Annotated in this window: 2 protein-coding genes (both only partly in view); both read right to left on the bottom strand. The window is 75.7% G+C overall.

Annotated features, from left to right (window positions below):
* Nucleotides 1-656, bottom strand: partial view of an SDR family NAD(P)-dependent oxidoreductase gene (locus tag AC27L3_RS00700; RefSeq protein ID WP_487231966.1) — the beginning only. 6304 nt of this gene lie to the left of the window's left edge; only the first 656 of its 6960 coding nucleotides appear in the window; its start codon is at nucleotides 654-656; the stop codon falls past the left edge of the window.
* On the bottom strand, nucleotides 653-13998 hold the 3' portion of the coding sequence (locus tag AC27L3_RS00695; protein WP_487231965.1) for an SDR family NAD(P)-dependent oxidoreductase. The gene runs 5947 nt beyond the window's last position; 13346 of the gene's 19293 nt are visible here — the last part of the coding sequence; its start codon lies off the right edge, out of view; it ends in the stop codon at nucleotides 653-655. The genes AC27L3_RS00700 and AC27L3_RS00695 overlap by 4 nt, the downstream gene beginning before the upstream one ends.

Below are 13998 nucleotides of genomic sequence, written 5' to 3'. Positions count from 1 at the left end.
GACTCGATGAGCATCGGGATGTACGGCCGCGCCGCACCGCCCGCCCCCACCGTGGCGAACTGGGTCGGCAGCAGCGTCGAGGAGTCCAGCGCGGCCGGATGCAGATGGAAGTAGTCGGCGTAGGCCGCGGCCTGCGGGCTCAGCGACAGGTCGGCGAGCAGCTCGCCGTCACCGACGTGCAGCGTGCCGCGGGCCATCATGAAATCGCCGTGCTCGATGCCGGTGCCGCGCACCAGCGCGTACAGATCCGCCATGTCGGCGGTGAGCGGCGCCGCGCGCAGCGCGGCCACGTCGATGGTGCGCCCCGGGAACGGCACGTCCAGGCGCAGCCGGCAGTCCAGCACCGGCTCGCTCTCCCCCGACGGGCGGCGGGTGCCGGTGACCGACACCCGGTAGTCGCCGCCGTCGCCGTCCGCGGTGAACTGCAGGCGCAGCTCGGTGTCGAAGTCCGCGCCGGCGGCGACCGGGTTGCGGAACAGCACGCGGCGCAGCTCCGCCCGGGCGGTGTCCACGCCCCGCGCCCGCAGGATCCGGTAGATCATGTCGAGGAACGACACACCGGGCAGGATGCGCGTGCCGTGCACCCGGTGGTCCCGCAGCACCGGGTCGGTGCCGCGCACGACCACGGTGCAGGTCAGGCCATCCAACGCTGTCATTTCTTTCCTTCCGGCGTGCTGGACGTGCTGGAGAAGTCGAGCTCGAAGAACGGTGCGGGTGCTTCGGCCGGGGGTGCTTCGGCCGCGGGTGCGGGTGCGGGTGCGGCAGGGGCGTCGAACCAGAAGCGCCGCCGCTGGTAGCGGGGCGCTTCCAGCGCCGTGCGCGAGGGCACGTGGCCGCCGGGCGCCTGGCGCACCACCATGTGCGCGTTGGTGCCGCCGAACCCGAAGGAACTCACCGCCCCACGGCGTTCGCCGCCCGAACCGGCGAACTCCCGCAGCTCCCGCACCGGGAACAGCGGCGACTCCTCGAACCGGAAGCGCCGGTTGAGGGTCTCGCAGTGCAGCGTCGGCGGCAGCTGCGCATGGTGCACCGCCAGCACGACCTTGATCAGCCCGGCCATGCCCGCGGCGCTGAGCGTGTGCCCGATGTTGGTCTTCACGCTGCCCACACCGCAGAACCCGACCGCATCGGTGACCCCGCGGAACGCCTCCGTGAGCGCCTTCAGCTCCATCGGATCGCCGATCATGGTGCCGGTGCCGTGCGCCTCCACGTACCCGATCTGCTCGGGGGACACGGCGGCGTCCGCCCAGGCCGCCTCGATCACCTCGCGCTGCGCGCGGGGGTTCGGCGTCGTGATGCCCATGGTGCGGCCGTCGTTGTTCACGGCACTGCCCTCGATCACCGCGTAGATGCGGTCACCGTCGCGCACCGCGTCGGACAGCCGCTTGAGCAGCACCATGCCGGCGCCCTCGCCCAGCACGATGCCGTCGGCCCGCTCGTCGAACGTACGGCAGCGGCCGGTCGGCGACAGGGCACCCGCCCCGCTCATCCCGACGAACGGCACCTCGTCGAGGAGGATGTCCACCCCGGCCGCGAAGGCCAGGTCCGACTCCCCCGCCCGCAGACTGCGCGCGGCCATGTGCACCGCGACCAGCGCACTGGAGCAGGCCGTGTCGACGACGACGGCCGGACCGCGCAGGTCGAGGAAGTGCGACAGCTGTGCGGCGATGAAGTTCTGCGCCACGCCGCTGATCGCGTGCGGGCCGGCGGTGCCGTGGTGCGCCCCGAAGTTCGCGCTGCGGGCACCGGCGAACACGCCGACGCGCCGTCCGGCGACGTCGCCGGGCGCGAGCCCGGCGTCGGCCAGACACTCGGCACCGGTCTCCAGCACCTGCCGCACCAGCGGATCGATGAAGGGCGCCGCGGCGGCGTCCAGCCGGAAGTACTCGGGGTCGAAGTCCTCGATCCCGTCGAGGAAGCCGCCCCACTTGCTGACGGTGGCCTGCGGCCAGAGCCGATCGGCGTCCCACCGGGACGCCGGCACCTCGGTGACGGAGTCCGTGCCGGAGACGAGGTTGCGCCAGAAGGCGTGGTGATCGGGCGCACCGGGGAAGTGCGCGGCGATCCCGACGACGGCGACGGCGTGGCCGTCGGCGACGGGGGCGGGGGCCGGTGCGGCGCCGGCCGGCTTGCTGCCGGCCTCCGGCAGTGCGGGGGCAGCACCAGCCGCACCAGCCACAGTGTCCGGTTCCGAAGCCGACGGCTCCGCCGCGGCACGAGCAGCCTGCCCGGGCACCGCCGTGCCCTCCGCAGCCGCCTCGGCGGCCGGCGCAGGGGTTCCGGCAGGCGTTGCCGGGGCCGGGGTGCCCCCGGTCCCGGTCGCCGCGGTTGCCGGCGAAGCCTCGGGCGCGGCCGGGCCCGCAACAGCTTCCGCCTCCGGCGGGAACTGGTCGGCCAGGGCCTTGGCCAGGAGTGTGACCGTCGGGTTCTCGATGACCGCCGACGGTTCGGCGACGATGCCGAGTTCGCGCTCCAGGGCCGCCAGGATCTGCGCCACCATGATGGAGTCCACGCCCAGGTCGGCGAAGTCCTCGTCCGGGCCGATCCGTTCGGGGTCCATGCGCAGCGTGGCGGCGATGACCTGCGTCAGGCGGCGGACCGAGCCGTTCGCCGTCGCCGGGGCGGCCGCACGCGGAACCGGCGTCGCAGTGGCGGCCGTACGGGTCGGTGCCGGAACGGCGAGCAGGGCGGCCGCGTCGAAGCGCGCCGGGTCCGCGGCGCACGGCAGGACGACCGGTTCGGGCGTGGCCATGGCCCGGTCCAGGAGGGCGAGGCCGGTCTCGGGGTCGAGGGTGCGCAGGCCGAGGTCCCGGTAGGCGGGGGTGTCGACCTCGGGCATGCCGGCCGAGCGCCAGCTGGGCCACTGCAGCGACTTGACGACGACGGGTCCGCCGGTGGCGGCCCGGTGTTCGGCGACGCGGTCCAGGACGGAGTTGGCCAGGGCGTAGTCGCTCATGCCGACGGCCAGTGCGGGCACCTGCCCGGCGACGGAGGAGTACAGCACGACGAACCGCAGCGGATCGTCCGCGCACGCCTCCAGCAGGGCCTGCAGACCTGCCGTCTTCGGCTCCAGCACCCGTCGGACGTCCTCGATCCGCTTGCCGATGAAGGCCGGGTCGCGCATCACGCCGAGCCCGGCGCAGTGCACGATGCCCGCGATCGGGCCGAGGGCGCGCCGTGCGCCGTCGAGCGCCTCGGCGAGGGCGTCGGGCGTCGGCGCGGCCGCGATCTCCACCCGGACGCCGGGGCGTTCGAGGGACGCGAGGTCGCGCAGGCGTGCCGCGAGGGCCGGGTCGGTGCCGGGGTCGGCCAGGAGGGCGGGCCACTGGTCGCGGGCGGGCAGCGGGGTGCGGCCGAGCAGGAGGAGCCGGTCGGCACCGCGCTCGACGAGCCGGGCGGCGACCAGCCGGCCCAGTGCCCCGGTACCACCGGTGATCACGACCGTGCGGCCGGCCAGGTCGGCGGCCCAGTCCGCGGAGGCCGCGGAGGCCGCAGCCCCGTCGGCCGGGCGCAGTGCCGGCCGGTGCCGTACGCCCTCGCGTACGCAGACCTCGGTCACCGGGTCGGTGGCGGCGAGTTCGGCGGCGACGGCGGAGCGCACGGCGGCCGGGTCGAGGGTGTCCAGGTCGAGGGTGCGGGCGAACACCCCGCGGTATTCGGCCGTGAGCATCCTGACCAGGCCCGCGAACGTGGCGCCGCGCAGCGTGGGGTGCTCGGTGCGGAAGGTCGCAAGACCGCGGGTCAGGTGCAGGTAGGCGAGGCCGCGGGTGCGGTGCGCGCTGACCAGGTCGCGCAGCAGCGCGATGCGGCCCCAGTCGGTACGCAGGGCGGCGTCCGGCGTGGCGGAGACGTCCACCAGGTCGACGACGGCGTCCGTGCCGGCGGCCGACTCGACGATGCGGGCGCGGGTGGCCTCGTCGCCGTCGTCGAGGGCGTCGGCCCGCACGACGGTGGCGCCGGTGCCGAACACCCCGGCCGCCAGCGGTTCGGTCTCGGCGCCGACGAGCACCAGGACCCTGCCCGGCAGCTCGGCGTGCGGCAGCGGTGCGGGCTCCCAGTGCTTGACCAGCAGCAGCGAGGAGTCGTCCGCGGCCGTGAGCCAGTGCCGCTCGCGCGCGAAGGGGTAGGTGGGCATGGACACCGGCGCCGGCCGGTCGCCGCGCAGGGCGCTCCAGTCGATGTCGGCGCCGTCCTGCCACAGCCGGGCGATGCGGTCGAGCCGTCCCTCGCGCATCAGGCGCTGCAGGTACTCGGCGCCTTCCGGCTCGGACAGCCACGCCAGGTCCGCGCCGGAGCCCTCGCCGCGGGCGGTCCCGCCGTCGAGGAAGGCGGCCAGCCGGGCGCGCAGTTCGCCGGTCGTGGCGGCGACCACCGCGAGGCGTGCCGCCATGGGCACGCGCCCGGTCTGGGAGGTGTATGCGAGCGAGGCCAGCGGCGGCACCGTCTCCCCGTCGAGGAACTCCACGACGGCCGCGGCGTAGCGGCGCAGGGCGTCCTCGTCGCGGGCGGAGAGCAGGAACGCCTCCTGCGCCGCGGCGGGGGTTGCCGTCGTGAGCGCCGCGGGCGCCTCCTCCAGGACGACGTGCGCGTTGACGCCGCCGAAGCCGAAGGAACTGACGCCGGCGCGCAGCGGCAGGGGCGCCCCGGCGGCGTCCGCCGGTGCCCACTCGGTGGCCTCCTGCACGGGCAGGAACGGCGTTCCGGTCAGGTCGATCAGCGGGTTGAGCCGCTGCAGGTGCAGCGTGGGCGGCAGGGTCCGGTGCCGCATGGCCAGCACCACCTTGATGACGCCCGCGATGCCCGCGGCCGGCTCCAGGTGGCCGATGTTGCTCTTGACGGTTCCGATGCCGCAGGCGGTCGCCGGGCCGCCGGCCAGGGTGCGGTGCGCCCGGATCAGGCCGTCGATCTCGACGGGGTCGCCGAGTGCGGTGCCGGTGCCGTGGAGTTCGACGTAGGAGAGCGTCTCGACGGGCACCCGCGCGTCGCGGTAGGCGTCGACGAGCAGGTCGGCCTGGGCGAGGGGGTTGGGGGCGGTCAGCGAGGAGGCGTGGCCGCCGTGGTTGACCGCGCTGCCGCGGATCACCGCGTGCACGCGGTCGCCGTCGGCGAGGGCGCGGGCGAGCGGCTTGAGCACGACGACGCCGACGCCCTCGCCCTTGACGTATCCGTCGGCCCGCGCGTCCAGCGCCTTGCAGCGGCCGTCGGGGGCGAGCACGCCGAGCTGGTTGCCGGCGACGACGGTCTGCGGCGAGAGCACCAGGCTCACCCCGCCGGCGATGGCCAGCTCGCTCTCCCCGCTGCGCAGCGCGCGCACGGCGCGGTGCAGGGCCACCAGGGAACTGGAGCAGGCGGTGTCGATGCTCTCGCTGGGGCCCCTGAGGTCCAGCAGGTACGAGATGCGGTTGGCCAGCATGGTGCGCGCCAGCCCGGTGCCGGCGTGGGCGTTGACCTGCTCGCCCTGCAGGACCATCGTCTCGTAGTCGTTGAACTGCACGCCCGCGAACACGCACACGCGGCGACCCGCGAGTCGGTCCGGCCGGCAGCCGGCGTCCTCCAGCGCCGCCCAGGTGTGTTCGAGGAAGAGCCGGTGCTGCGGGTCCATCACCTCGGCCTCGGCGGGCGAGAGCTTGAAGAACCGCGCGTCGAAGCGGTCGACGTCGTCCAGGAAGCCGCCCCAACGGGCGGTGCCGCCGAAGCGGCGGGAGATCTCCTGCCAGTCCCACCGGTCGGCGGGGGTCTCGGTGATCAGGTCCCGGCCGTCGGCGAGGTTGTCCCAGAACGCCTCCAGGTCGGGCGAGCCGGGGAAGCGCCCGGCCATGCCGACGATGGCGACGGCGTCGTCGGCCGCGGGAGCGGGCGCGGGCTCCTGTACGGGCTCCTCCACAACTACGGGGACGGTTGCGGGTTCCTGGGTCCGTACCGCCAGGGCGGGGTGCTCCGCCAGCAGGTGCCGGGCGAGCTTGTCGATGGTGTTGGCGCCGAACAGCGTCGTCGTGGGCACGCTCACGCCGTAGCGCTCCTCCAGGGAGACGGACAGCGACTGGAGCCCGAAGGAGTCCAGGCCGTACTCGCCGAAACCGGCCTCCGGGTCGAGCGCGTGCGGTGCCAGGCCCAGGAGCTCGGCGACCATCGTGCGCAGCTCACCGGCCAGTTCACCGGGCACGGGCGCGGCTGCCGGCGTGGTCACGCGCGCCGCGGGCACGTTCTCCCGCACCCGCATCGCCTCGACGTGCCCGCGCATCCGCTCGGGCTCCCCGGGCAGGACGGCGACTTGGGGGCGGCCCAGCCGCAGGACCAGGTCCAGCAGGCGCTCGCCCTCGTCGGCCTCCACGTAGCGGAAGCCGGTGTCGGCGAGGTAGCGGTGCTCGTCGTCGGCGTCGACGTGCATGCCTCCGGCGCGCCACATGGGCCAGTCGACGGAGACCGTGTGCCCGCTGCGGCGGCCCGCCCGGCGCAGCGTCTCGCGCTCCTCGGCGAAGCCGTCGAGGAAACGGGCGCCGACCGCGTAGTCGACGAGGCCGTAGTCGCCGAGCTGGCCGGCGAGGGAGGAGTACAGGACGAACAGCTCCAGCGGTTCGTCGCGGGTCACCTCGTCGAGTACGCGCGTGCCCTCGAACCGGGCCCGCAGGTGGCTGCGGAACTCGGTGACGTCCTTGCCCGGCAGCGGGGTGCGCGAGGCGGTCGCGGCGAGGTGGAAGACGCCGTGCAGCGCACCCCACCGGTTCTTGACGTCCGCCACGACCCGGGCCATGGCGGCCGGGTCGTCCACGGACGCCTGGAAGTAGGCCACGTCCCCGAGGGCGCCGAGCTCGGCGAGCTCACGGGCGCGGTCCGCGGCGGACGACCGGCCGGTCAGGGCGACGCGGGCCCCGCGCGCCAGCAGCGTACGGGCGAGCAGCAGCCCGAGCCCGCCCGCGCCACCGGTCACCAGGTGGACGCCGTCCGCGCGCAGCGGCGAGGCGGCGACGGGGTGCGCGGGGACCTCGGCGAGCACGCGCACGCTGCGGCCGGTGGCCGCGAGGCGGACCGCGGCTGCGGAGAGCCGTTCGGCGGACACCTCGGCGAGCAGGGCGGCCGTCCCGACCCGGCCGGCGACGCGCACGACACCGAAGGCGGTACCGGGGAGCGCGGCGCGCAGCGAGGCGTCGAACCCGCCCCACGCCTCGGCCATGGCGCCCTCGGGCACCAGCACCTGGATCCGCGCCGCGGCGCGGGCGGGGGCGGCCGTCATGGCCCGGACGAGCAGGAACACGGACTCGATGCCGAGGTCCTGGCGGTCGGGGTGCAGCAGCGGCCACTGGTGGACGATCCGCTCGGCGGGAGTGTCGAGCAGCCGGGCGTAGTCCTCGGCCTCGCCGGGGCGGATGGTGACGGTGGTGCCGTTGTCGGCGTAGGCGTCACCGGCCCGCACGTGCACGGCCCCGGGGACGGGCAGATCGCCGAAGACCAGCACCCGGCCGGCACCGGCCCCGGCGCCCGGCACGGCCTCGTCCACCCACTCGGCACCGAAGAGGCTGACGGGGGCGGCGGCTGCGGGAGCCGCCGGCTCGGTCGCAGGCGCCGGCGTGCCGTCCGTGAACCAGTGGCGCTCCGACGCGAAAGGGTATGTCGGCAGGGAGCGCAGCCGCGGGGGGTTCGTCCAGCGAGCCGCCCAGTCGACGGTGGCGCCGCGTACCCACGCGGCCGCCGTGGCCTCGTCGTCGTGGCCGTCGAACGGCGTGCGGTCGGCGTGGCGGTCGACGTGGCCGGTGTGCAGGCCGGTCGTCTCGCCGGCGAGGAAGCGGCGCAGTGCGGCCACCGCGTGGTCGCCGGATGCGGCGACGAATGCGAGGCGTTCGGCGTGTTCGGTGCGGCCGGTCTGGAGCGTGCGGGCGGTGCCGGCTAGGTCGTGGGACCAGGAGTCGCGAGCGTCCAGCAGGGACTGGGCGTAGGCGCGCAGGCGCTGCGGGTCGCGGGCCGAGAGGACGACGACCGCCTGGTCGCCCGACGGCGACGGCTCGTCGGCGGGGTACTCCTCCAGGACGACATGGGCGTTGACGCCGCCGTAGCCGAAGGAGCTCACTCCGGCGCGCCGGGGCACGCCCGGGGCCGGGGGTGCCCAGTCGCGGCCGGTCGCCGCGATCTCGAACGGGCTGCCGTCCAGGGCCAGGTGGGGGTTGAGCTCGGGGCCGTGGGGGTCGCCGGTGATGCGGCCGTGCCGCAGGGACAGCAGGACGCGCAGCACGGCGGCGATGCCCGCCGCGGGCTCCAGGTGGCCGATGGTGTTCTTCAGCGCGCCCAGGGCGCAGTGCGGCGCCGCGGGCGCCGGGTGGCCCCAGTCGCGGTAGAGCTCGGTGAAGGCCTGCCGCAGGCCGTTGGTCTCGGCGGGGTCGCCGATGACGGTGCCGGTGCCGTGGGTCTCGATGTAGCCGACGGTGGCGGGGTCGATGCCGGCCTCGCGGTGGGCGCGCACGATGACCTCGGCCTGGGCGCGCGGGTTGGGGGCGGTCAGCGAGTTGGAGCGCCCGCCGTGGTTGACGGCGGTGCCGCGCAGGACGGCGAGGACCGGGTTGCCGTCGGCCAGGGCGCGGCTGAGCCGCTTGAGGACGACGGCGCCGACGCCTTCGCCGCGCACGTATCCGGCGGCGTCCTTGTCGAAGGCGCGGCCCACGCCGTCGGGGCTGAGCATGCCGGCGCGTTCGAGGGAGGCGAAGGTCAGGGGCGAGAGCATGAGGCTGACGCCGCCGGCGACGACCGTGTCGCAGTGGCCGAGGCGCAGGGCCTCGGCGGCGCGGTGCAGGGCGACGAGCGAGCTGGAGCAGGCGGTGTCGACCGGTTCGCTGGGGCCGCGCAGGTCGAGGTGGTAGGAGACGCGGTTGGCCAGCATGGAGGGGGTCAGGCCGGTCGAGGAGTACGCGTCGGTGGCCGTGCCGGAGCGCTGCACCAGCTCGGCGTACTCGGAGGAGCCGACGCCCACGAAGAGGCCGGTGTCGGTGCCGGCGAGGCGGGCCGGGTCGATGCCGGCGTCCTCCAGTGCCGCCCACACGGTGCGCACGAGCAGGCGCTGCCTGGGGTCCATCCAGCGGGCCTCGCGCGGCGAGATGCCGAAGAACAGCGGGTCGAAGCGGTCGATGTCGGGCATGAACCCGCCGCGGGTGATGCGGGTGCGGTCGGGGTGCCGGGCCGGGTCGCCGTAGTGCGCGGCGGTGTCCCAGCGGTCGGCGGGCACCTCGGTGAACAGGTCGCCGCCCTTTTGCAGGGCGGTCCAGAACTCCTCCAGGTCGCGGGCGCCCGGCAGCGTACCGGCCATGCCGACGATCACGACGGGGTCGTCGGCGGCGGGGGCGGGTGCGGGTGCGGGCGCGGGCGCGGCGGCGGGCATGCCGGTGGCGTCGGGGTGTTCGGCCTCCAGCCAGGCGGCGAGGGCCGCCGGGGTGGGGGTGGCGAGCAGCTGGTCGGGGCCGACGGAGACGCCGAAGGTGCCGGAGACCTCGTCGGCGAGCCGGATGAGGCTGAGGGAGTCCAGGCCGTGCTCGTGGAAGGAGCCGGCCGCGTCGAGGTCGGCGAGGGGGTAGCCGCTGACGGTGCCCAGCAGGTGCAGCACGGTCTCCAGGACGCGGCCGTCCTGCCGCTCCCCCTGCACTGCCGGGGCGGCGGGGGTCACGGCGTCGATCCAGCAGCGGGTCCGTGCGAACGGGTAGCCGGGCAGGGACAGCGGGCGCACGGGGTGCTCGTGGGCGGCGGCCCAGTCGAAGACCTCGCCGGCGGCCCAGCGGCGGGCGACGCCCTCGGGGTCGGCCGGGGAGGGCACGGTGGCGGCTGCCGGCTCGGCGGTGACCACGCCGCGGTGTCCGCCGGGCCGGCCGGCAAGGAACGCGTCGAGGGCGTCGGCGAGTTCGCCGGCGGAGCGTGCGACGACGGCGAACCGGTGGGCCATGGGCTCGCGGCCGGTCTGCAGGGTGTGCGCCAGGCGGGCGAGGTCGATCGCGTCGCCGGCGGAGCCGGTGCGGGCGGCGGCCAGTTCGCGCAGGGTGGTGCCGCCGTGCACGGCGCCGGGACGGGCGGTCTCGCCGAGGCCGATCAGGCGCACCATGGTCGCCGGGTCGAGGCCCAGTTCGTCGAGGGGCTCGTCGGCCGCCGTGACGGGCACGCCGACGGCGGCGGCCAGCTCGGCCACGTCCCGCGCACCGGCGCCGGGGTCCGTGGCCCGCAGCCGGGCGCGCATGGCCTCGACCACGCGGCGCAGTCCCTCCTCGTCGCGGGCCGAGAACGGGAAGACGGCCGGCCCGGCGAGGGGAGCGGGACGGGTCTCGTCGCGGTACTCCTCGACGACGAGGTGCGCGTTGGAGCCGCCCGCGCCGAAGGCGCTGATGCCCGCGCGCAGCGGCCCGCCGGCCGTCCAGGGGGCGAGTTCCCGCTGGACGCGGAAGGGCGAGGCGGCCCAGTCGACGGCCGGGTTGAGGGTGTCGGCGTGCAGCGAGGGGGCCAGTTCGCGGGCCCGCATCTGCAGCAGGACCTTGGTCAGGGCGGCGACGCCCGCGGCGGACTCCAGGTGGCCGACGTTGGACTTCACCGAGCCGAGGGCGACCGAGCCGGCCGGCAGCTTCCCGAAGGCCCGGTCGAGGCCGGCGACCTCGGCCGGGTCGCCGAGCGCGGTGCCGGTGCCGTGGGCCTCCACGTACGACACGCTCGCCGGCTCGACGCCGGCGCGCTGCAGCGCCTGGGCGATGACCTCGCCCTGGGCGGACGGGCTGGGCACGGCGTACCCGCCGGTCTTGCCGCCGTGGTTGACGGCGCTGCCGAGGATGACGCCGAGGATGCGGTCGCCGTCGCGTTCGGCGGCGGCCAGCGGCTTGAGCAGGACGGCGCCGACGCCCTCGCCGGGCACCATGCCGTCGCCGCCGTCGGCGAAGCTGCGGCAGCGCCCGCTCGCGCCGGTGAAGCCGCCGGCCGCGAGCTGGCGGTACTTGCGCGGGTGCGGGGCGAGGTTGACGCCGCCGGCGAGCGCGTACTCGGCCTGGCCGGACGCCAGGGCCTCGCAGGCGAGGTGGATGGCCGTCAGCGACGAGGAGCACATGGTGTCGATCGCCAGGCTCGGGCCGCGCAGGTCGAGGACGTAGGAGACCCGGTTGGCGATGGAGGCGTAGCCCATGCCGCCGGCGAGGCCGCGCTCGTCCTCGAACAGCTGGTAGTGGCCGTACATGACGCCCACGTACACGCCGACGCGGCTGCCGCGCAGGCGGGCCCTGGTGTAGCCGGCGTCCTCCAGGGCGTGCCAGGAGGTCTGCAGGAAGAGACGTTCCTGCGGGTCGGTGAGCTCGGCCTCGCGCAGCGACATCTGGAAGAAGCGGGGGTCGAACTCGTCGATGCCGTCGAGGAAGCCGCCCCAGCGGCTGAGCTGCCGGCCGTCGGCGGGTTCCTGGGCACGGTGGTCCCAGCGGTCGGCCGGCACCTCGCGCACGCAGTCGCGGCCGGCGCGCAGGTTCTCCCAGAAGGCGTCGGTGTCGTCGGCCAGCGGGTAGCGGCCGGCGACGCCGATGACGGCGATGCGCTGGTCGGCGCCGGCGAGGGGCGCGGGGGCGGGTTCGGCCGCCGCCCGGACGGCCGGGGCGGCCGGAGCGGCCGTGGGGGCCGGGGTGGCCGTGGGGGCCGGGGTTTCGGGGAGCAGGGCGCGCACCTTGTCGGCGTGCCGCTGCAGCAGGTAGTCGGCGATCTCGCGGATCGTCGGGTACTCGAAGAGCAGCGTCGCCGGCAGCTCGCCCATGCTCCGGGAGAGGACGTCCACGATCTGCGGCACCGTCAGCGAGTCGACGCCGAAGTTCTCGTACGTCTCGTCCAGCCAGAGCCGCTCGTGCGGCACCTGGAGGATCTCGGCGAAGGCGTCCTTGACGTAGGCGTGGGCGGCCTCGGTCAGCGCGTCGGCGTCCCCGCCGCCGGACACGTCGGCTGCAACGGACGCACCGGATGCCTCGGATGCAGCGGACACGGCGGACACCACGGACACTGCGGGCACGCTCGGGGCGGGCGGCGCGTCGCCGTCCGCCGCCGTGTGGGCGACCACCACGTGCTGGGTCAGTCCCTCGTCGGCGGGCAGGGCGCGGCTGCGGGCGAAGCCGGCGAGGGCGAGGGCCTTGCGCCAGCCGGGCGCGGACAGCAGCGGGGAGCCGGGCAGGCGCAGTTCGGCGTCGCGGTGCAGCCACCAGCCGTCGAGGAGGCCGAAGGTGAGGGTGGCGGTCAGGACGTTGCTGCTGGCCTCGTTGAGCACCAGGCGTCCGCCGGGCTTGAGCAGCCATGCGACGGCGCGCAGGGTGGCGAGCAGGTCGGGGGTGGCGTGCAGGACGTTGGCGGCCACGACGAGGTCGGCGCTGCCGGGGGTGAAGCCCTGGGCGGCCGGGTCGCCGGAGACGTCGAGCTGCTGGAAGCGGACGAAGGGGTGTTCGGCGGCGAACCGCTGCCGTCCGTGCTGCAGGAAGGCACGGGAGATGTCGGTGTAGACGTAGCTCACGTCCGCGCCCGAGGCGGCGAGGGCGGGCAGCACACTGGCGGTGGTGCCGCCGGTGCCCGCGCCGATCTCGACGACGGTCAGGGGGCCGCCGTGGGCGGAGACGTGGTCCAGGACCGCGCCGACGACGAGTTCGTTGGCCCGGTCGACCACCGGGCTGCCCCGGTAGGCGCCTTCGACGAGGGTGGTCGAGCCGCCGGGGAACATCACGTCGGTGGCCCGGACGGTGCCGCGCAGCACGCCGAAGAGAGCATGCAGGCACGGGCGCAGCAGCCGGTCGAAGCGGTTGAGGGCCGGCTTCTGCTCGCACAGGGCGACGAGGTCACCCTCGGGGTCGGCGGCGGCCGCACGTCCGGTGGGGGTGAGGTGCCCGCCCCGGTCGCGCAGATGTCCGCTGCCGGTCAGCTGCCGCAGGATCTCGGCGAAGAGCCGGCCCTGGGCGGGCACGACGCGCAGGTGCGCGGTGAGCGTCTCGAGGGTCCAGGTCTCGGCAGGGTCGAGGAAGACGCCTTCGGCGCGGAAGAGGGTCCACAGCCAGTCGCACATGACCTCGGTCAGGCGGGCGTCGTCGGCCTCGGTGAGCAGCCGGGCGACGGGTGGCAGCGCGGCCAGCGACGGCACCAGTGCGGTGTCGTCCGGCGGCGCCGTGTCGCCGGTGCCCTCGCGGTGGCGTTCGACGCCGACGGCGGCGAGGGCGGAGTCGTCGGCCTTGACCACGACGACCTGCCGGTCGCCGCGTCCGAGCACGGCGTGCACGGCGGTCATCCCCTCCTCCGGGGTGATCGAGTGGATTCCGGCTGCGGCGAGCCGGCTGCGGTGGCGCTCGTCGGCGACGATGCCGACGGTCCCCCAGTAGCCCCAGTTGATGACGGCGACGCGGGCGGGCAGGGCGCCGTCGAGGTGGTGGGCGAAGGCGTCCTCGAAGGTGGAGCCGGCCGCGTAGTTGCCCTGGCCGGCGCTGCCGCCGAGCGCCACGGCGGAGGAGAAGAACAGCACGAAGTCCACGTCGGTGGCCCCGGCCAGCGCGGCGTGCAGCGCGACCGAGGTGCGGGTCTTGGCCTCCAGGACGGACCGGAAGGTCTCCTGCGTCATCGTCGCGACACTCTGGTCGCGCAGAACGATCGTGGCGTGGAAGACGCCGTGCAGGGCGCCGTGGGCGGCGCGGGTCCGGGCGACGGCGTCGCGCAGCGCCGCGGGGTCGGTCGCGTCGGCGCGCCGGTAGGTGACGCGGGTGCCGCTCGGGTCGATGGTGCGCAGGCGCTCGCGCCGGGCGTCGTCGAGCTCGCTGCGGCCGAGCAGGACGACCTTCGCCCGGTAGGTGCGCACGAGCCAGGCGGTCAGCTCCAGGCCGATGCCGCCGGCGCCGCCGAGGATGAGATACGTGCCCTCCTCGCGGATCCGCTCCGCGGGGGGCGTGGCCGGGACGGGGACGAGCCGACGGCGGTGCAGGACGCCGCCGCGCAGCGCGTACGGGCCTCCCGCGGGGACGTCGAGGACGTCGGCGGTCGGCGCCTCGG

The organism is Streptomyces sp. PKA51 (assembly GCF_057552455.1).
The sequence above is the reverse complement of the archived record's forward strand: the minus strand, read 5'-3'. Positions and strand labels throughout refer to the sequence as shown.